General features: G+C 59.9%; 19 protein-coding genes. 10 read left to right on the top strand and 9 right to left on the bottom strand.

Features of this window, described 5'->3' with window-relative positions; all coding sequences use genetic code 11:
• The 3 genes from zapE to FHS83_RS06080 are packed head-to-tail and all read right to left on the bottom strand — an operon-like array spanning nucleotide 1 to nucleotide 2,935.
• Entirely contained in the window at nucleotides 1–1,044 is a 1,044-nt protein-coding gene (gene zapE / locus FHS83_RS06090) for a cell division protein ZapE (RefSeq protein ID WP_167081892.1), read from the bottom strand.
• Entirely contained in the window at nucleotides 1,041–1,898 is an 858-nt protein-coding gene (locus tag FHS83_RS06085; protein ID WP_243846190.1) for an HpcH/HpaI aldolase/citrate lyase family protein, read from the bottom strand. The genes zapE and FHS83_RS06085 overlap by 4 nt, the downstream gene beginning before the upstream one ends.
• A gap of 17 nt (nucleotides 1,899–1,915) precedes the next feature.
• A complete protein-coding gene (locus FHS83_RS06080) occupies nucleotides 1,916–2,935 on the bottom strand; it encodes an aspartate-semialdehyde dehydrogenase (RefSeq protein ID WP_167081889.1) in 1,020 nt (339 codons plus the stop codon).
• 217 nt (nucleotides 2,936–3,152) lie between these two features.
• Here FHS83_RS06080 and FHS83_RS06075 point away from each other — a divergent pair, with 217 nt between their 5' ends.
• Nucleotides 3,153–3,800 (top strand): hypothetical protein, encoded by a 648-nt coding sequence (locus FHS83_RS06075; protein WP_167081887.1) that lies wholly within the window; start codon nucleotides 3,153–3,155, stop codon nucleotides 3,798–3,800.
• Between the two features lie 159 nt (nucleotides 3,801–3,959).
• On the opposite strand, the gene FHS83_RS06070 is transcribed toward FHS83_RS06075, so the two are convergent.
• From FHS83_RS06070 to FHS83_RS06060, 3 genes are all read right to left on the bottom strand, one after another.
• Nucleotides 3,960–5,033: an OmpA family protein gene (locus FHS83_RS06070; RefSeq protein WP_167081885.1), complete on the bottom strand. Its 1,074-nt coding sequence runs from the start codon at nucleotides 5,031–5,033 to the stop codon at nucleotides 3,960–3,962.
• A gap of 497 nt (nucleotides 5,034–5,530) precedes the next feature.
• Nucleotides 5,531–6,193, bottom strand: coding sequence for a class I SAM-dependent methyltransferase (locus tag FHS83_RS06065; protein WP_167081883.1), 663 nt, complete (start codon nucleotides 6,191–6,193; stop codon nucleotides 5,531–5,533).
• Nucleotides 6,177–7,307 carry a BtaA family protein gene (locus FHS83_RS06060; protein WP_208414248.1) on the bottom strand — a complete coding sequence of 377 codons (1,131 nt, stop codon included), beginning with the start codon at nucleotides 7,305–7,307 and terminating at the stop codon, nucleotides 6,177–6,179. Before FHS83_RS06060 ends, FHS83_RS06065 begins: the two co-directional genes overlap by 17 nt.
• 211 nt (nucleotides 7,308–7,518) lie before the next feature.
• Here FHS83_RS06060 and tesB point away from each other — a divergent pair, with 211 nt between their 5' ends.
• Nucleotides 7,519–8,388, top strand: a complete 870-nt coding sequence (gene tesB / locus FHS83_RS06055) for an acyl-CoA thioesterase II (RefSeq protein WP_167081879.1) — start codon at nucleotides 7,519–7,521, stop codon at nucleotides 8,386–8,388.
• Here the strand turns inward: tesB and FHS83_RS06050 are convergent, their stop codons facing one another.
• The gene (locus FHS83_RS06050; RefSeq protein WP_167081877.1) at nucleotides 8,389–8,922 is read right to left on the bottom strand and encodes a TadE/TadG family type IV pilus assembly protein; all 534 of its coding nucleotides are present in this window, start codon (nucleotides 8,920–8,922) and stop codon (nucleotides 8,389–8,391) included.
• Complete coding sequence (locus tag FHS83_RS06045; RefSeq protein ID WP_167081875.1) at nucleotides 8,916–9,449, bottom strand: TadE/TadG family type IV pilus assembly protein; 534 nt, start codon at nucleotides 9,447–9,449, stop codon at nucleotides 8,916–8,918. Before FHS83_RS06045 ends, FHS83_RS06050 begins: the two co-directional genes overlap by 7 nt.
• 225 nt (nucleotides 9,450–9,674) lie before the next feature.
• On the opposite strand from FHS83_RS06045, the gene FHS83_RS06040 reads away from it, so the two are divergent.
• Together FHS83_RS06040 and FHS83_RS06035 are read left to right on the top strand one after the other, a co-directional pair.
• Nucleotides 9,675–11,216, top strand: coding sequence for a pilus assembly protein (locus FHS83_RS06040; protein WP_167081873.1), 1,542 nt, complete (start codon nucleotides 9,675–9,677; stop codon nucleotides 11,214–11,216).
• Nucleotides 11,217–11,381: 165 nt separating this feature from the next.
• A complete protein-coding gene (locus tag FHS83_RS06035; protein ID WP_167081871.1) occupies nucleotides 11,382–12,941 on the top strand; it encodes a TadE/TadG family type IV pilus assembly protein in 1,560 nt (519 codons plus the stop codon).
• Here the strand turns inward: FHS83_RS06035 and FHS83_RS06030 are convergent, their stop codons facing one another.
• Entirely contained in the window at nucleotides 12,942–13,397 is a 456-nt protein-coding gene (locus FHS83_RS06030) for a pilus assembly protein N-terminal domain-containing protein (RefSeq protein WP_167081869.1), read from the bottom strand.
• Between the two features lie 296 nt (nucleotides 13,398–13,693).
• Here FHS83_RS06030 and FHS83_RS06025 point away from each other — a divergent pair, with 296 nt between their 5' ends.
• From FHS83_RS06025 to FHS83_RS06000, 6 genes are all read left to right on the top strand, one after another.
• Nucleotides 13,694–13,858: a Flp family type IVb pilin gene (locus FHS83_RS06025; protein WP_167081867.1), complete on the top strand. Its 165-nt coding sequence runs from the start codon at nucleotides 13,694–13,696 to the stop codon at nucleotides 13,856–13,858.
• A gap of 331 nt (nucleotides 13,859–14,189) precedes the next feature.
• On the top strand, nucleotides 14,190–14,354 hold the full coding sequence (locus FHS83_RS06020; RefSeq protein WP_167081865.1) for a Flp family type IVb pilin: 165 nt from the start codon (nucleotides 14,190–14,192) through the stop codon (nucleotides 14,352–14,354).
• Between the two features lie 78 nt (nucleotides 14,355–14,432).
• Complete coding sequence (locus tag FHS83_RS06015; protein WP_167081863.1) at nucleotides 14,433–14,939, top strand: A24 family peptidase; 507 nt, start codon at nucleotides 14,433–14,435, stop codon at nucleotides 14,937–14,939.
• Nucleotides 14,940–15,038: 99 nt separating this feature from the next.
• Nucleotides 15,039–15,839 carry a Flp pilus assembly protein CpaB gene (gene cpaB, locus FHS83_RS06010; protein ID WP_167081861.1) on the top strand — a complete coding sequence of 267 codons (801 nt, stop codon included), beginning with the start codon at nucleotides 15,039–15,041 and terminating at the stop codon, nucleotides 15,837–15,839.
• Nucleotides 15,839–17,350: a type II and III secretion system protein family protein gene (locus FHS83_RS06005; RefSeq protein WP_167081859.1), complete on the top strand. Its 1,512-nt coding sequence runs from the start codon at nucleotides 15,839–15,841 to the stop codon at nucleotides 17,348–17,350. Before cpaB ends, FHS83_RS06005 begins: the two co-directional genes overlap by 1 nt.
• Before the next feature lie 11 nt (nucleotides 17,351–17,361).
• A complete protein-coding gene (locus FHS83_RS06000; protein WP_167081857.1) occupies nucleotides 17,362–18,033 on the top strand; it encodes a CpaD family pilus assembly protein in 672 nt (223 codons plus the stop codon).
• The last annotated feature ends 3 nt before the right edge of the window (nucleotides 18,034–18,036 follow it).

Here is an 18,036-nt window from a genome sequence, read left to right as displayed (position 1 = left end):
TTAAAGGGTTGCCCGCTCAATATAGGTATCGCTGCGCATTTCCAGAAGGCGGGAGATTGTTCTTTGGAAAGATTCGCCGCCCTCGGGGTAAAGCGCGTCGGGCTCCGCCGCCGCGGCGCAATAAAGCCCGCATTTGGCGTCATAAAGCGCGTCGATCAAGGTGGTGAAGCGCTTGGCGGAGTTGCGCTCGGTCAAAACCGGGATGGCGTCGATCACCAAGGTCTGAAAAGCCCCAGCGATGGCAAGGTAATCGGCCGGCCCTAAAGGTGCCTCGCATAGCTCGGCAAAGGTGAAGCGTGCTGCCGTTTCCACCGCCCTGGGAATGGTGAGGGCGCGGCCCAAGACCGAGAGGGTGCGCATATGCTCATATTCCCCGCCCAGCGCCCGCCACACCCGGTCCATCGCGGCGGGGCCATCCGGGCCCACGCAATAGCGGCTGCCCGCGAAATCGCGGCGGTGATCCTCGCCTAAGAGCTCGACCACTTCCATCCGCGCCTGGATCAATCCGATGAAGGGCAAAAAAAGCTGGCGGTTAAGCCCGCCCATATAAAGCCGCTCCGGCGGGGTATTGGAGGTGGCGACGATCACCGTGCCGCGCGCCAGAAGCTGCTCGAAGAGGCGGCCCAGGATCATGGCATCGGCCACGTCTTCCACTTGAAACTCGTCGAAGCAGAGCACGCGCTGCTGCAGCTTGTCGGCCACCAGCGGCAGGGGATCGGCAACCGTCTCGTCGGCGCGCAACTTGTGCAGCATCTGGTGCACGCCGGCCATGAAGAGGTTGAAATGCACCCGCCGCTTCTCTTCGATGGCAAGCTCGCCATAGAACAAATCCATCAGCATGGATTTGCCCCGGCCCACATCGCCCCAAAGATATAGCCCGCGCGGTGCCTCCTTGCGCCCGAACAGCGCTCCGAGAAGGCCCGGCTTATAAGAGGTAAGCGCATCGGCGAGGGTGTCGAGCTTTAAAGCGGCTTCTTCCTGGCCCGCGTCGAAGCGGATATGCCCTTCGGCGACGAGAGAGCGATAGCGCGCGGCAACACTCATAACCCGGCGATCGCCTCCGCGAGGGCAAGGGTGCGGCGGGCCGCATCGGCGTGCAGCTTTTCCACCATGCGCCCGTCGAGCTTGATCGCGCCCTTGCCTAAATTTTCAGGCTTGCTGAAGGCGGCGACAATGCGCATGGCCGCATCGATCTCATCCATCGAGGGCGAGAAGGAGAGGTTGCAGGTCTCGATCTGGTTGGGGTGGATCACCGTCTTGCCGTCAAACCCGAATTGTCGCGCCTGGAAGCAGGAAAATGCGAAGCCGTCGGCGTCGCTGATATCGTTATACACCCCATCGATGACAGAAAGCCCAAAGGCCCGTGCCGCGAGCACGATCTGCCCCAGCACATGAAGCAGGTTGGCGCGGTCCTTCATCACCGTGGCGCCAAGCTCCTTGATGAGGTCGTTGGTGCCCAGCACCAGGGCTTGCAGCGGCTCGCCCGCTGCCGCGATGGCAGGCAGGTTCACCACCCCGCGCGGGGTTTCGATCATCGCCCATAAGGCGGTGGAATGATCTTCCGGCGAAAGCTCCCGCGCCACGGCCGCGATGTGATCGGGCGACGATACTTTCGGAATCAAGATCGCATCCGGTTTGGCCGCCGCGATGGCCGCCACATCCGCGTGTCCCCATTCGCTGTCGAGCGGGTTGACGCGCACCACCACCTCGCGCTTGCCGAAGCCCTTGCGGATCGCCGCGCAGACCTGCTCGCGCGCCAAGATTTTGGCCTCGGGCGCCACCGCGTCCTCGAGGTCGAGAATGAGCGCATCCGCTTTCAGGCTGCGCGCCTTCTCCAGCGCTCTGGCATTGGAGCCAGGCATATAGAGGACGCTGCGGCGCGGCCGGATATTAGCCAATGTCCCCCTCACGTCACTCAGTCTTCCAGAAGCTTGCGATTGATCAGGCATTCGGCGATCTGCACCGCGTTCAGCGCGGCGCCTTTGCGCAGATTATCGGAGACCACCCACAGCGACAGCCCATGCTCCACCGTCGGGTCCTTGCGGATGCGGCTAATGAAGGTGGCGTCTTCGCCGGCACATTCCACCGGGGTGATATAACCGCCATCCTCGTGCTTATCGATCACAAGGCAGCCAGGGGCCTCACGCAGGATGGCGCGGGCGCGCTGGGCGGTAATCGGCTTTTCGAATTCGACCGTCACGCTCTCGGAATGACCGATGAACACGGGCACGCGCACCGCCGTCGCCGTCACTTGGATATCCGGATCAAGGATCTTCTGCACCTCGACCATCATCTTCCACTCTTCCTTGGTATAGCCGGAATCGAGGAATTCATCGATATGCGGGATCACGTTGAAGGCGATCTGCTTGGGGAAGCGCTCAACCTCGATCGGATCGGCCACGAACACGGCGCGGGTCTGACGGAAAAGCTCGTCCATCGCCTCGTGACCTGCCCCCGAAACGGATTGATAGGTGGAGACGACCACGCGCTTGATGGTGGCTTCGTCATGCAGGGGCTTCAATGCCACCACGAGCTGCGCGGTGGAGCAATTGGGGTTGGCGATGATGCCTTTCTTGATCCCGGCGTCGAGCACGCTCGCATTCACTTCCGGCACAATCAGCGGCACGTCGCGGTCCATGCGCCAAGTCGACGAGTTGTCGATGATGAAAGGCACGTGCTGGGCGATCTTGGGCGCCCATTCCTTGGAAACCTTGCCGCCCGCGCTCATCAGCACGAGATCGGTGCCCTTGAAGTCGTAATAGTCGAGGGCGTGCACCTTCAGCACCTTGTCACCGAAGGAGACTTCGCGGCCCGTGGAGCGGGTGGAGGCGAGCGCCACGACTTCGCTGGCGGGAAACTGGCGTTCGGCCAGAACGCTCAGCATTTCGCGGCCGACATTGCCGGTCGCACCGACCACGGCGACTTTGTAGGTCATGGCATTCTCCTTATAGAGCGGCTCCGCAGAGAGCGGGGCGGAGCAATACAGGCCCTTGGCGCTCAAGGAAAGGACGGCGCGCGCCCTCCCGCCCCAGGCTTGCGGCAAAGGAGCCGCAGGGAGCGCAAATTTGTCCTTGCGAGGCGGCGGGGAAAGATTGACCCCTACCGCACCGGCGGTGATAGGCTCCGCCCGCTTTTTGGTTTTTGAGGATGGTATGAAGATCAAGACCCTGGGGGTGGCGGGCGTCTGTTTCGCCGTAATGTTCGTGGCTGCGGGGGCGGCGCCCAAGGCCAAGGCGGTTTCCGGCAAATGTGCCGATCCGGCCGAGGTTTCGGCCATGCAGACCACGGCAATCCAGCAGCAACTCATGGATGCGGCGCTCACCTGCGGTGATGCGGCCCGTGACAACTACAATGCGTTCCAAACCCGGTTTTCCAGGGATCTGCAGATTTCCGACAAGCTGATGCTGAAGATGTTTGGCCGCGTCATGGGCGCCAAGCAGGGGGATAAGGCCTACAACCTGTTCAAGACCGAGCTGGCCGCCAAGGCCGAGCTGCGCCGTACCCGCAATCACGATGATTTCTGCCAAGAGGCGACCTTGGTGGCTGCCGCGGCCTTAGGCCCCACGAAAATGGAGCTGGCGGATTTCGTTGCCGATGTTCCCGTCGCCGAGCTCTCGGGCGGGGTGTCACGCTGCGAATTGCAGGTCGCCGTCACCCTGAAGGGCGCCAAGGCTTTCGGGATCATTCCGAGCCCTAATCCCGTCCGCCTGGCGGGCACAGCTCCCGCTGCGGAAGGAAGCCCCAGCACTGCGCCGCAGGGCCCCACGGTGACCGCGCCAGCGCCTGGCTCAGGCCACTAGGGTAAGTTCCAGCTAAACGGCTGAAAAGCCCGGGTTCGCCCCGGGCTTTTTTGTGCCTGGCTCATCGCAATCGACACCGCGCAACCAACTAGGCGCCCCGCAAACGAAAAGGGCGGGTCTTGCGACCCGCCCTCAACATTGTCCTCGCGGAACCTTCGATCAGTTACCCAGATCGATGGTGGCGCGGCGGTTCTGCGGCTCGCGCACGCCCGGGCCGGTCGGAACCAGCAGGTCGTGGAAGCCCTTGCCCTGGATGGCAATGCCCGTGCCGTCGAGGCCCTGGCGCACCATCTCGTCCTTTACGCTTTGCGCGCGGGAGACCGAGAGCTTCATGTTGTACTTGTCGGAGCCGACGGTGTCGGTGTGGCCGACGATCTGCACCTTCACGAAGCCGTTCTTCTTCGCCGTCGTGACCGCTTCGGTCACCACCGCCTGAGCAGCCGAGGTCAGGTTCGACTTGTTGAAGTCGAAGAAGACGATGAACGTCTTAACCGGCGGCGGCGGCGGCGGGGGAGGAGGCGGCGGCGGCGGGGGAGGCGGCGGCGGCGGCGGCGGGGGCGGCGGCGGCGTCAGGAAGTAGCGGATGCTGAACATAGCAACATGCTCGTTCGGAGCATCGCCGCTGAGCGTGCAGCCCGTGCCGCAGCTGCCGTCGATATCGCCGGTGAAATGACGATAACGATAGCCGACGCCAATCTGGGTGTCAGCGTTAAGGTCATAATCCAACTCGGCAATCGCCTGCAGAGCGAAGTGCACATCGGTGCGCTTGAAGAACTGGGCCGAGGCGTTCTTGTAGCTCGTGGCGATGCGGCCAGCGCCGATACCGCCACCGAAGCTGAACGTCCACTTATCCGCGAACTGGTGGTCATAGACCACGTTCACGAAGTCGGTCCACTTCTGCGTGGTGCCGTTGAAATAGGTCTGGCCAGCGAAATTACCGTTGACGTGGTTCTGCTGGAAACCGATTTCGTTTTCGACACGCAGCTTGTCAGCAAACTTGTAGCCAACCGCGCCTGCGATCAGGAAGCCATCTTCCGCCGAGAGCGAGTAGGGCGTCTTGTTTGAGCCAGCCACCAGACCGGTGAAAGGCGTCGTTACGGTAGTTGTGTAATCAGCAGACTTGTCCCAACCAGCGCCGAGACTGACGTACCATCCGGTCGTATCGCTTGCCGCGGCGGGCACTGCGATCGCCAGTACGGCGGCGCCTGTCAGCGCCAGAGTACGAAGCTTCATCTGAAATCCCCTAATTGCGAAGGCAGTGAGTTTGCCTTTCCAGCCCATGACCTCCTTAGGTCATAGGCAGTGCAAATATGCCCTCTCGTCTTCCGTAATTCCATGCCTTTGCTCGCCTGATATTGTATTAATCATTGACTGTGGCGGTACAATCACAATGCGTATTTCGCGTGTTTTCTCGCAAGATATGGTGGAAATGCGGTGGAGCGAGCCGACATCAAGCCCTCTTGTCCCACAATCTTCATCAAATTGCGACGCACTTGTTAAGAACCCAAATTGATGAACGCATATGTATTTTGCGGTTCTCGAATATTGGGCAAAGTTAACGCTTCAGATCACGATATTCTGTCCTTCCGCTCTTCCCGCCCAGCCATCAGCCGCGCGCCTGCAAATACGCGCGAAGGACATTGTGGTTCGATGCTGAAGAGGTAATCCGGTAGGCGCAGGGCCGTTTGGCCAGATCTGTGCCGCTTAGGCCACAACCGGCATCAAGAAGCTCAAATCTTGAGCCGCTCTGCGCTGAGCAGAAAGGCATAGCGCCCGGGCAGAAGACGGAAATTGGCGCCTTCTTGGTCTTGCAAGGCCTGCAGCAACTCCACGCGCGGGGCGACATGGAAAAGCCTTAGCCAAAACAGCATCGCCGCTTGGCCGAGTCTTCCAAGTCCGGTCAGATCTGCGAAATCCACCGCATGGATTTTGCCGCCTGGCTTCAGATTGGCTTCAGCGGCGCGAATGGAAGCTTTCCAATCCGGGATCATGGACAGGCTGTAGGAGAAGAGGCAGGCGTCGAACCCTTCGCTTTGGGAAAACATGGCCGGGCTGAGGTGCTCGGCATAGCCATGGGCGAGGGTGATGCGCCGTGACAGTCCGGCTCTGCGAATCGTTTCCTCAGCGCTTTTCAGCATTTCCTGGCTGGCATCCAGGCCGAAGAGCTCCGCGTCGGGATAGCGCCGGGCGATTCGGACCAGATTGCGCGCAGTCCCGCAACCGATCTCCACCACGCGCGCCTTGGGGCCTAGGCGCATCTCAGCAATCAGCTTGTCGCGCCCGAAGAGATAATATTTCCGCGTCAGATCATAGATATAGCGCTGATGCCGGTAGATCCGGTCCATCAGTTCGGCGTGACCGCCCGCTGTTTCTTGTTCAGCCTTTTCGGACATAGACGTGGAACCCGCCATAAATGGACGAACGGTCCTTGGCGTGGAAGGCTTTGCTTTCCTCTTCCAGATATTCCCAAGGCGCTAAAAGCTCCGGCGGGAGCTTCTTGGGCAGAATGCTGTCCGGCCCCGCCGTGCGGAAGATCACGCGCCCATCCTTGCGGTCGGCGGTGCGATCGATTTCGGCCCACAAAGCACTGGCTTGGGCTGGGCTCATCCAATCCTGGCTATCGAGCAGCACATAGCGGTGCAGGGAGCCGGCATCCTGACGCTTGAGGAAGTCGGTCAGCGAGGCGTGATTGACCTCAACCTTCTCCGTCATGCCGCGAATGCTGCTGTAGACATCTTCGCGCAGATAGGCGGGCACCGCTTCGCGATGATCCACGTCATAGCTGCGGGCGAAGGCCTGCCAGGCAAAATAATTCTCGTGGATGGGGAAATCGCAGGCTAAGCGTTCTACGCGCTCGCGCAAAACGGTCAGGATATTGGCCTCATCTCCGGCAAGCTCGTCATACTGGGCTGGCGGAATGCCAAGCGCGTAAAGCGAAACCGGGCTTTTGGAGATCAGCCGGATCGATTTGTTATCGAACAGCGGCGCGATCAACTTATCGAACTGAACGCGTTGCTCTTCTGGCGTCTTGGCGTCCAGCATCTCTTCCAGCCGCTTGCCATGCAGCTTGGCGACTACGTGCAGAATGCCGATGAAACGGCCCAAAAGCCCGTAACGGTAGAGATTGCGCGCGAACATGTTGATGCGGCGGCCATGCAGCGGGATGTGCTTATCCCAGTACCGCCGCGTCTCTTCGTCCAGCGTATCCTTGACATAGCGGTCATAGGCGGCGCGGTTGGCCTTCTCATTGGCCTTGCCGAAGAAACGGAAGAAAGTTTCGTAATCGGGCAGGTTCTTGAGGGCCGCAAGCTTCAGCTTGGTCAGCGCGACGTGATTCGGATTGAGGTCGACCGCGATGATTCGGCCGGGATTCGCCGCCATATAATTCAGGACGTTGCACCCACCCGAAGCGATGGTCAGCATCCGGTGGTGGGGTTTCAGATCCAGCGCCGCCAAATCCACATCCGGGTCTTCCCAGATTTGGTTATAGACAAACCCTTGAAACATAAGGGTAAAAAGGCGCTCTAGAGCACCTCTTTTGGTTGTGGCGGGCCGCTGGTGCGCGGCGCGTTCGAGCAGTTGGTTAGCCATGTTCTTCTTTGATGGAGCCCCGGGGCCCAGACAAGCCGCGTTACTTAGAGGGAACGGGAGCAAAGGGGAATAGCCGATATTATTCCCCTGCTTGCGCAGGGCCCTCAGGCGAGCTTAATTCGATGCCATGAATGCGCCGATCAAGGAAGTGCTCGACCTTCTCGACCTCGAGAAAATCGAAGAGAACATCTTTCGTGGCGTCAGCCCCAAGGACCGCGTTCAGCGTGTCTTTGGCGGTCAGGTGCTGGGCCAGGCCCTGATTGCGGCCTCGCGCACGGTGGAAGAGCGGCTGTGTCATTCGCTGCATGCCTACTTCCTGCGCCCAGGCGATCCGAAGATTCCGATCCTCTATGAAGTCGAGCGTTGCCGCGATGGCGCTAGCTTCACCTCGCGGCGCGTTGTCGCCATTCAGCATGGTCGCCCGATTTTCACCTTGGAGGCCTCTTTTCAGCGCGAGGAGCCGGGCTTGGAACATGCCCTGCCCATGCCCGAGGTTCCAGCGCCTGAAACTCTCGAGGGCGATAACGAGCTGCGTGCCCGCATCCCTCAGGATCGAATCCCGCCGGAACTTTGCGCGTGGGTGTTTCGCCCGCGCCCTATCGAGACGCGGCCGATTGATCCCAGGCCCTATTTTGATCCCGCGCCGCGCCCGCCACAGGAGATGCTGTGGATCCGGGCGGCAGGCGATGTGCCGGAAGACCCGGCGCTACACCGTGCCATGCTCGCCTTCGCCTCCGATCTTTCGATCATCGGCACCTCGCTCTGTCCGCATGGCATTGGCTGGTATGACGATAAGGTACAGCTCGCCAGCCTCGACCACGCGATGTGGTTTCATCGCCCTTTCCGCGCCGATGAATGGCTGCTCTTAGTACAGGATAGCCCCTCGGCCTCGGGTGCGCGTGGCTTCAATCGCGGAACACTCTATAGCCGTGATGGAAGGCTGGTGGCGTCGGTCGTGCAAGAAGGCCTGATCAGGCCGCGCCCTGGCGTTTTGTAATCAGGTGTGTGTCACGGTCGTGGAGCGCCGCGGCTTGGCATAAAAGCTCGAAGTCAGGGTAATTGGTCCGCCCAGAAAATACGTGATGGGAGCGGTGAAGCTGTAGCTGATCTCGCCATAGATCACGCTGCCACCTGAACCGCTGGTGATCAGCCCTGCCGGCACCGTCATGGTCGTGCCTTTTGAGCGTGCCGAGGTGTTCTGGGCATCGCTCCACGCCACGGTAGCGCCGCCTTTGCCGTTATCCACCAGGCTCGAGACAATGATCTTCGCGTTGCCAGAGGCATAGGGGTAGAGAATGGCATTGGCGCAGTTGAACACATTGGTCGTGTCGGCGCTGCTCACCGCGCTTGATTGCGCGACAAGATCGGCCACTGTGAAGCCGACGCGGTTGACGCGCGATTTGCAGTCGATGGCGGTGGAAAGCTCCACCGCGCCATAAAACAGCACAATCATCAGCGGTGCGATCAGCGCGAATTCCAGCGCGGCGAGGCCGTCGTGATTCTTGGCGAAGCGGGCGAAGAGTTTCAGCATCCCGCGACCGCCGTCGAGTAGGGCTCGGTGCGGAAGGCGACCGCCGCAGAGAGCAGGTGCTGCGTTGAATTGATGTTGACAAGGAAGGGCGTCAAAAGCGGGGTGGCGACGTTATAGGTATAGAACGCGCGCACCAGTACGATGCTGCAGACGCTGCCGGTCTGCCAATTACTGAGCGCCGGGTTCAGTTTGCCGTTGACCACTGGGTTCGTAATGTTGGCGGATGCGAAACTTGCGAAAGTCTCCACATCGATTTGCAGGTTGCTGTCGCAGTCGAGCAGTGGCGCAGTGCCATCGCAGATCATCTGACGGAACTGGCTTTGGGAAACGCCGCCGAGCGCGACTTGGCCGGTGCGAATCTGTCTGGCCGCGCTATTGGTTGCGTTTTGCAGCACGAAACCGCCAAGGAAGATGATGCCTGTTTCAATCGTCGCCATCAGGAACAGGAAAAAGATCGGTGCCACAAAGGCGAACTCGATGGCCGCAGAGGCCTTGCGCGCACGCAGGAAGGAAAGGCAAAGGCGCATGGCCCGCCGCTTCATCCCCCCAAAACGCGCCTTAGCCCGTATCGGCATGCTTCCCCATCCGCAAAATGCGGGACGCGCGCCATTAAAGTCCGCACCGCGTCATCTCAGAAGCAAAAGCACATACTTTGCTGAATTCTACGTTAATCTAACTACCGGATTAACGTCTTGGCGCAAATCTCCCAAAATATACTGAAATAAAAACGCACCTTTTACGGATACCCCATCATGCTCCGCCGATATTTGGGGGAGTTCTTGGGTTTGCGCGCTTTGTGGGCCCGTCTGAAAGCGTTCACGCAAGATCGCCGCGGCAATGTCGCGGTGATTTTCGCGGTGTCGCTGGTGCCGCTGTGTCTCGCGATTGGCGCAAGCCTCGATTATGCGCGGGCGACCATGGTGCGCGCGGCCATGAACGAGGCGTTGGATGTGGCTGCCCTGGCCGTGGGCGGCAAGAAAAACATTTCGCAAAGCGACGCAAATACGCTGGCGCAGCAGTATTTCAACGCCAATTACAAAATCGATCCCAGCTACGGCACGCCCGCCGCGGTCTCAGTCTCGATTTCAAGTTCCTCGGTCACCGTGACAACCAGCGATGTCATGCCGACCACCATGCTCAAGATTGTTGGCGTCAGCTCGCTTCCGGTCAGCGCCTCGAGCACGGTGGCATGGGCTGGCACTGCCAAGCTGTGGGTGTCGCTGGTGCTGGATAACACGGGCTCGATGGCCGATACCGATTCCACTGGCCTGTCCAAAATGGCGGCCTTGAAAACCGCGGCGCATCAATTGCTCGACACCTTGAAGGCGAGCGCGTCCAACCCTGGCGATGTGCAGGTCTCGATTATTCCCTTCGCGCGCGATGTGAATATCGGTACGGGGTATAGCAACGCCAGTTGGCTCAGTTTTTCGGATTTCGATGCGGCCCCGCCAACTCCGTCCAACAGCATCGGCCCCGGTGGCGGTTGCCCCTGGCAGGACTATGACGAGGGCTATCACTGCACCTCCGGCCCGTCCAATGGTGCATCCGACACGAACGCGATCCCGTATTGGGGAAGCTATAGCGGCTATATCTGCCCCTCGCTGACCGTTACCGGGCATTACTGGAACGGCTGTTTCGATTCTTCCGGCTGGTGGGGCTACACCCATACCTGGAAAGCCAATCCCCATTCGACCTGGACCGGATGTGTCACGGATCGTGGCGGCTCCGCCAAGCCGAACGGGCAGGCGGTGGATGTCAGAAACACCACACCGACGATATCTGATCCTACCAGCCTGTTCGTCGCGGAAAATACGCCGAGCTGTCCGACAGCCACCATTCTACCGCTTGGCTATGATTGGAACGCCTTGTCCAGCAAAGTGGATTCCATGCAGCCCAACGGCTCCACCAATCAGACCATCGGCATGGTGTGGGGTTGGCAATCCATGACCCAGGGGGCGCCGCTCAATCCGCCCGTCATGCCCACCGGCACTCAGCGCGTGATGATCCTTCTCTCTGACGGTCTCAACACCCAGAACCGCTGGTCGGGCAATGGCTACGACGTCTCCTCGGATGTGGATGGCCGTCTCGCGCTCGCCTGCAGCAATGCCAAGGCGGATGGCATCATCATCTACACGCTGTTTGTGAACATCAATGGCGGTTCGGGAAGCTCGGCTCCGCTGCAGGGCTGTGCCAGCGACAAGAGCAAGTACTTCACCCTCACGACCTCCAGCCAGATCATCTCGGCCTTCGCCACAATTGTCGGTCAGATCGGCGCCCTGCGCGTGACCCAATAGGCGGGCTCAAAGGTAAATGGAAACCCGGTGAAACTGGCCTGATGTGAAACAGCTTTGGCTAAAGCCGCGTTATAATGCCTAACGGAACGCTAACCGTTACCCGGAATAAGTCGGGCATCGAATAACCGTTTGGGCGATCCTTCAGGCGCTTTTGGGAAGGTCCCCATGCGCTCGCTCCTTGCCTTTATGCGCCATCTCTGGGTCGACCGGCGTGGCAACGTCGCCATGATATACGCGATCGCGCTTGTTCCCATGGTGGTCTGCGCTTGCGCCGCGCTGGATTTCGCGCGAGCGGTGATGGTGCGCTCCGCCATGGCGGCCGCGCTCGACGGCGCAGGGCTTGCGGTCGGTGCTTCGCCAAATCTCGCGCCCGATGCGGTTCAAACCCTGGCACAGAGCTATTTCAACGCGAATTACCGGGTGGATTCGAGCTATGGCGTGCCGCAGGCGGTTTCGATCAGCCAGTCGGGGCAGGACGTCACCCTGAATGTCTCCATCACCATGCCGACGGTGATGATGAAACTGGTTGGTGTCAGTTCCATCCCGGTGGATGCGACCGCGGTCATCACACGCAATTCCAAGAACATCGAAGTGGCGCTGGCGCTTGATACCACAGGCTCGATGTCGGGCACGAAGATCGCCGATCTCAAGACCGCGGCGTCCGATTTGATCGATATTGTGGTGCAGGATCAGCAGAGTCCGACTTACACAAAAGTCGCGATCGCGCCTTACACCATGGGGGTCAATCTAGGGTCTTACGCGGATCAGGCGCGCGGCGCGCTGGCGGCGGGAAAAGCGATCACAGGGGCGAGCAGAGCTAATCCCGTCGTGATCACCGCGCCCGGCCACGCATATGCCAATGGCGATATCATCTATATCGCGGGCGTCGCGGGCATGACCCAGCTCAATGGCAACACCTATACCGTGGCCAACAAGACCACCAACAGCTTCGAACTCAAGAATGTCGATGGGCGCAATTACGGCAGTTATGCGGGCGGAGGCACGGCTTACTGCACCAAGCTCGGCTGCCAGTATTATTTCTTCGCCAATGCCGCGGGCGGCTCCACACTTTTGCCAGCCTCGTCTTGCGTGTCGGAGCGCACCACCAACGCCTATAACGATGCGGCGCCTTCGCTCACGCCATTGGGGTATAACTACGCGGCGAGTTCCAATCCTTGCATCAACGCAACCATCATGCCGCTCTCCAGCGACAAGCCGGCGTTGAAAGCGACCGTAGAGGGGCTTTCCGCGGCAGGTTCCACCGCTGGCCATATCGGTGTCGCTTGGGCTTGGTATCTCCTATCGCCCGCCTTTTCCTATCTCTGGCCTAGCTCCACCCAGCAGCCGGCCGCATATGGCGGCGATAATCTCATCAAGGTCGCGGTTTTGATGACCGATGGCGCGTTCAACACGCCTTATTGCAACGGCGTGATTTCCAGGGATGCGGGTTCGGGCAGCGGCAACACGTCCGACCACATCAATTGTAACGCCCCCAACGGCTCTTCGGCGTCGCAGGCCAAACAGCTCTGCAGCGCCATGAAGGCCAAAGGCATCATCGTCTATACGGTAGGATTTCAGGTCGGCAACGATGCGAGCGCACTGGATGTGCTCAATAGCTGCGCCACGGATTCGGCGCATGCTTATTTCCCGTCCTCGGGCTCAGATCTGAAAAACGCTTTCCGAGACATCGCTCAGCAGATCACCAATTTGCGAGTGAAGAGCTAGCTAATCCTGTCTAGTGGCGGCGTGGCCTGCGAGGTTCTGATGGCGCTCCGCCTGGGAGGATGCTTCATCAAAGCTGTCTCTGCCGTCTCCCGGCATTGGCGTGGGCTGGCATGCACCACCCCCGCAGACAAGGGTACTGCGCTTTGTGCCACGCTGCAGCGTGACAGTGGACGTGCCTTTACCCGCGACCACGATTTGCTGGTTGACGACTTGGCGGCCATTTTGGTCCAGCGCGATCACATTTGTGGCGCCGAAGGCCTTGCCCTGCACAAAGGCGTGGCGATTATCGATAATGGTCACATCTGCAATCATGGGATTGCCGACATAGATCGTGGTGACCGGCTTGGGAAACGAAACCACCCGCGCTTCATCAAGCGATACAGAGAAGGGCGAGCCCGCCAGCGCTGGTCCGAAAACGGCGCCCACAAAAATAGCGGCATATAACGCGCGGTTCATCGGATTTCCCTCAGCCTGACGTCCAAGCTTAAAGGGCGCGCCGTAAACTATCGCTTAAGTCCGCCATCTCTCCGAAGTGCCATTCGGCGAAGTGCAAGAGAGTTGCGGCACAGTGAATAGATGCTGAATCTTTATCCTACCATGCCTCTGCCAAAGCACTTTTTTGCTCCGTAACGGGACGATATGCACTTTGGTGACATTTTGAGATTCAGGCGGGATTAAGACAGCCATGCGCACACTTGCGGGGTGGCAAGGCCTATGGCGGGCCAAACAACTTCGGGTGAGTGGAGGTTCAAATGCGTAAGTTTCTTGCGGGTTTTCTGACGGATGAATCTGGCGCGACGGCGATCGAATACGGTCTGATCGCGGCCCTGATCGCAGTGGTTATCATTGGGGCTGTGACCACGATCGGCACCAATCTCACAACCGTTTTCGACAAGGTCTCCGCACAGCTTAAATAAGCGGTTCGTGCGAGCGGGTATATGCCCGCGACAAAACCAAATCAGCGAAACGGCTGTCGCAAGGCAGCCGTTTTCGTTTGGGTCAACGCGGCAGTCTGACAATGCCGGTTCTAATTGCTTGGATAGTAAACAAAAGACAAATCTTTACGATGTGCCCCAGCCGAGCGGGGGGTGTTTTGTGCCATAGCGGAACCAAATGGCAGATTCCGCAAAGCCCCGTTTAAGGGCGCATTAAGTCTCAAGGCCTATCCTCGGCCTGTGTCCTGGCAACGATCCGGTACAAAATCGGGGGGCTAAGGACATCCTTGGGTGTCCAAAAGTGGAGGCGTTTATGCAGAATCTCTTTGCGCGTTTTGTCCGCGATGAATCCGGTGCGACGGCGATCGAATACGGCCTGATCGCGGCCCTCATTGCGGTGGTGATTATCACGGCTCTGACGACGATCGGCGCGAACCTGAACACCGTGTTTGGCAAAGTTTCCGCGCAGCTCAAATAATTACCGAGCAGTCAGCGGGACACGGAATCGAGCGGCTGCCTTCGTTGGTGGCCGTTCTTTTTTTGGGAGGCATAAGCCATGGCTCTTATTCTGGTCTCGATTGTCTTGCCGGCTTTGCTTGCGCTGGCCGCCGGCTATGATCTGGCGAGCTACACGATCCCCAACCGCATCGGCCTGGCGCTGGTCGCCGCCTTTTTTCTGTTTTACGCCGTATCCGGCCAGCCCCTGACGTTTCTCGGTAGCCATCTGGCTGCTTTCGCGGTGGCTCTGGCGGCTGGCTTTGCGTTCTTCGCGGCACGCTTTATTGGCGGCGGGGATGCCAAGCTCTTCGCGGCCACAGCCTTGTGGTTCGGGTTTTCCGATCTTCTCGCTTACACCCTGGTGTCCGCGCTTCTCGGTGGCGGATTAACACTTGCTATCCTGATGGCGCGCCGTGTGCCGTTGCCTGCCGGGTTGGTGAGCCAGGCTTGGATTGTACGTCTGCACGATTCTAAATCGGGAATTCCCTATGGCGTCGCGCTCGCCGCCGGCGCGCTCTTCGTGTTATCTGAAAGCCATATCTTCCGCCTTGTCGTGAACGCTTAAAGCAAAGCGTAACCACGGTTTTTGGGCCTTTTGGCAGGCTATCATTAAGCAAATCTTGAAGGGTTCCATGCTCCTTTAGCGCTGAAGGAGCCTTGGTCGATGGACAGGAAACGCTTGCTGGTCGTGTTGTTGGCAGCCGTTGCTGCTGGCATTGTGGCCCTCATGGTGCGTGCTGCGGTGTTCGGCAAACATGCCGAAGAAAAGCCTGTGGCCAGCGCTGTCGATTCCTCCGAAATTCTTGTTGCCGCCCAGCGTATCGAGCCTGGAAAGACCGTCGGCGCCGCGCAAGTGCGCTGGCAGGCTTGGCCGGTGAAAGTCATCGATCCCAGCTTCATTCGCAGGCCGGGATCGGCCACGCCAGCAAGCATGGTGGAAGGCATGGTGGCACGCGCGCCGATGGTTGAAGGCGAGCCTGTCACCTATGCGAAAATCGTGAAGACGCAAAGCTCGGGCTATCTCGCAGCTACGCTGGGTGATGGCATGCGTGCTCTGGCGGTGCCTGTGAAGCTGGAAAATATCGCAGGCGGATTTCTTGTTCCCAATAATCGCGTCGATGTGATCGATACCCACATGGGCACCATGATGGGCCGCTCGCATGCCATCCCGGCGGTTCTCGCCCAGAATGTGCGCGTGCTCGCGATAGACCAATCTTCCGATGGCAGCCAGCAGAAGACCGTTTCTGCGGTGCGCACCGTCACGCTCGAATTGACGCCGGATCAGGCGCAGGTTGTTTCGCAAGCGCGCAATGAAGGCGACATTTCGCTGGCGATCAGGCCCTTGGGAGACAACGGCGACGAGACCGCGCCTCGCTCAAAAAAAGGCGGCGACTCTTCGGGCGCGGTCACGGTCATCCGTTATGGCCGGATGCGCAAGCTGTCGGGCGATGGGAGCGTGCAGTGATGACGGGACTTCTTCCGCGCCTCGCAGGATGTGTGTCGGCCGCGCTGCTGTTTGCGGCCTCGCCGGCCTTTGCAGCCTCCCAGATGCTGAGCGATGATAGCGCAGGCTCGGCGCGCCTGATTTCTATCTCCACCAAGAATGGGACCCCCGCGCATCAGCGCATCACGCTCGGTGTGGGCAAGTCGGCGCTTGTCGAAATCGATACAGATGCGCGCGACGTTCTGGTGTCCAGTCCCGAGATTGTGGATGCGGTGGTGCGTACGCCGCGACGCATTTTCCTCATGGGGCAGCGGGGCGGCCAAACCAACGCTTTCTTCTTCGATGCCCAGGGCAAGCAGCTCGCCTCGATCGACATCCGGGTAGAGAAAGACACCACTGATCTTGCCAAGCTGATCAAGCTGTCCTTCCCCGATTCCGATATCAAGGCACAGTCGATCAACGATACCGTGGTGCTCACCGGTCATGTCGCGAGCGCTGCCGAATCCACAAAGGCACAAGTGATCGCGGCGAAGTTCGCGGGTGATGACAAGAAGGTCGTGAATCTTCTCTCGGTGCGCACCGGCGAACAGGTGATGCTGAAAGTGCGGATCGCTGAGATGCAGCGCACCGTTGCCAAGCAATTCGGCATCAACGCCGCGGCGGCCGGCATGGTCGGTGGCTATCCCTATGCGTTTTCGACTGGAAACCAATTCAGTCTCGTCGGCCATGCCTTGAGTGATCTTTCGGGGGGCGGTGTGGGGCAGGTCTGCAGCCCTAACAGCACAGCCGCCAATCCTGTCGGTGCACTCGTTGGCCGTCAGGGGGTGTGTTACATCCAGAACGACACCCAGAAATCCTTGCAGGCCCTCGAACGCGTGGGGCTGGTGCATATTCTCGCCGAACCGAACCTCACGGCGGTTTCGGGCGAGACGGCGAAGTTCCTCGCGGGCGGTGAATTCCCCGTGCCGGTGGCGCGCGACCGCGATGGTAACATCACCATCGACTATAAGCAGTTCGGCGTCGGCCTCTCTTTCACCCCGGTGGTGCTGGGGCCTGGGCGCATATCGCTGCAGCTCTCCAGTGAGGTGAGCGAGCTGACCTCACTTGGGTCTTTCAGTCTTCAAGGCTCCTCAGCTGTGGCCGGTCTCACCCTTCCGGCTCTCTCCGTGCGCCGCGCGGAAACGACGGTGGAATTACCCTCGGGCGGAAGCTTCGCGGTGGCCGGGCTGATGCAGCACACCACCAAGCAGGTGCTGGATGCCTTCCCGGGTGCCAAGGATCTGCCGATCCTGGGCGCGCTGTTCCGCAGCCGCGATTTTGCCAATGATGAAACCGAACTGGTGGTGCTGGTGACGGCCTATCTTGTCAAGCCGACGGTCGAGGCAAAACTCGCCGCGCCCACCGACGGGTTTGTGCTGCCGACCGATCTTGAGACCATTTTCTTCGGGCGTCTCAACGCCGTCTACGACCAGGACAAGACCAAAACGGCGGCCGTGAAGGCCGGCGGGCAGGTCGGCTATATCGTGCCATAGGAGAGCGCAAGATGACGGGCTTGAAAGACGTTTTGCGTGCCGCGGCTGTGGGTGCTGTTCTGCTCGCGGGAAGCTGCGCCGGTCCCGACCGCGATGGCACGGCCTTCACTGATCCTTCCGTCAACCATCCGATCTCGGTGGAACCGCATTTTGCGGCGATCAAACTCAACTTCGCGGCCTCCGAGCAGGGGCTTCTGCCGGATGATGCCGCCAAATTCGAAGGCTTCGTCGCCGATTTCATGTCGCGCGGTTCGGGGTCGATTTCGGTCTCCGCTCCGCAAGGGTCGGATTCCGTCGCGGTGCTCCGCTATTTCGGAGCCCGCCTTTCCGAGATGGGCGTGCCGCGCGGGCGGATCCTGGTGGGCACCCATGAAGGCGCGGATAAGCGCGTGGAAATCGGCTTTATTGCTTATACGGCCTCCACCAAGCCTTGCGGGGATTGGTCGGAAAACCTCGGCAAGACCTACGACAATACCTCGGCGAAGAACTTCGGTTGCGCGGTGCAGCAGAATATCGCCGCGCAGGTCGCCGATCCGCGTGATCTTTTGGAAATGCGTCCCTCTGATCCTTCCGATGCAGCACGCCGTGCCGTGGTGATCGGCAATTACGAGAATGGCAAACCGACTGCCGCCGAAAAGACCAAAGACCAGTCTGGGGCGGTTTCCAAAGTGAACAAGGATTAGGGG

The organism is Rhizomicrobium palustre, assembly GCF_011761565.1.
Classification (GTDB): Bacteria; Pseudomonadota; Alphaproteobacteria; order Micropepsales; family Micropepsaceae; genus Rhizomicrobium; species Rhizomicrobium palustre.
This window is presented reverse-complemented; position numbering and strand designations above follow the sequence as displayed.

Excerpts from the sequence above, each read along its gene's own strand:
- zapE (WP_167081892.1), bottom strand. The coding sequence starts at position 1,044 with ATGAGTGTTGCCGCGCGCTATCGCTCTCTCGTCGCCGAAGGGCATATC.
- FHS83_RS06080 (WP_167081889.1), bottom strand. The coding sequence starts at position 2,935 with ATGACCTACAAAGTCGCCGTGGTCGGTGCGACCGGCAATGTCGGCCGC.
- FHS83_RS06075 (WP_167081887.1), top strand. The coding sequence starts at position 3,153 with ATGAAGATCAAGACCCTGGGGGTGGCGGGCGTCTGTTTCGCCGTAATG.
- FHS83_RS06070 (WP_167081885.1), bottom strand. The coding sequence starts at position 5,033 with ATGAAGCTTCGTACTCTGGCGCTGACAGGCGCCGCCGTACTGGCGATC.
- FHS83_RS06065 (WP_167081883.1), bottom strand. The coding sequence starts at position 6,193 with ATGTCCGAAAAGGCTGAACAAGAAACAGCGGGCGGTCACGCCGAACTG.
- FHS83_RS06060 (WP_208414248.1), bottom strand. The coding sequence starts at position 7,307 with ATGTTTCAAGGGTTTGTCTATAACCAAATCTGGGAAGACCCGGATGTG.
- tesB (WP_167081879.1), top strand. The coding sequence starts at position 7,519 with ATGAATGCGCCGATCAAGGAAGTGCTCGACCTTCTCGACCTCGAGAAA.
- FHS83_RS06050 (WP_167081877.1), bottom strand. The coding sequence starts at position 8,922 with ATGCTGAAACTCTTCGCCCGCTTCGCCAAGAATCACGACGGCCTCGCC.
- FHS83_RS06045 (WP_167081875.1), bottom strand. The coding sequence starts at position 9,449 with ATGCGCCTTTGCCTTTCCTTCCTGCGTGCGCGCAAGGCCTCTGCGGCC.
- FHS83_RS06040 (WP_167081873.1), top strand. The coding sequence starts at position 9,675 with ATGCTCCGCCGATATTTGGGGGAGTTCTTGGGTTTGCGCGCTTTGTGG.
- FHS83_RS06035 (WP_167081871.1), top strand. The coding sequence starts at position 11,382 with ATGCGCTCGCTCCTTGCCTTTATGCGCCATCTCTGGGTCGACCGGCGT.
- FHS83_RS06030 (WP_167081869.1), bottom strand. The coding sequence starts at position 13,397 with ATGAACCGCGCGTTATATGCCGCTATTTTTGTGGGCGCCGTTTTCGGA.
- FHS83_RS06025 (WP_167081867.1), top strand. The coding sequence starts at position 13,694 with ATGCGTAAGTTTCTTGCGGGTTTTCTGACGGATGAATCTGGCGCGACG.
- FHS83_RS06020 (WP_167081865.1), top strand. The coding sequence starts at position 14,190 with ATGCAGAATCTCTTTGCGCGTTTTGTCCGCGATGAATCCGGTGCGACG.
- FHS83_RS06015 (WP_167081863.1), top strand. The coding sequence starts at position 14,433 with ATGGCTCTTATTCTGGTCTCGATTGTCTTGCCGGCTTTGCTTGCGCTG.
- cpaB (WP_167081861.1), top strand. The coding sequence starts at position 15,039 with ATGGACAGGAAACGCTTGCTGGTCGTGTTGTTGGCAGCCGTTGCTGCT.
- FHS83_RS06005 (WP_167081859.1), top strand. The coding sequence starts at position 15,839 with ATGACGGGACTTCTTCCGCGCCTCGCAGGATGTGTGTCGGCCGCGCTG.
- FHS83_RS06000 (WP_167081857.1), top strand. The coding sequence starts at position 17,362 with ATGACGGGCTTGAAAGACGTTTTGCGTGCCGCGGCTGTGGGTGCTGTT.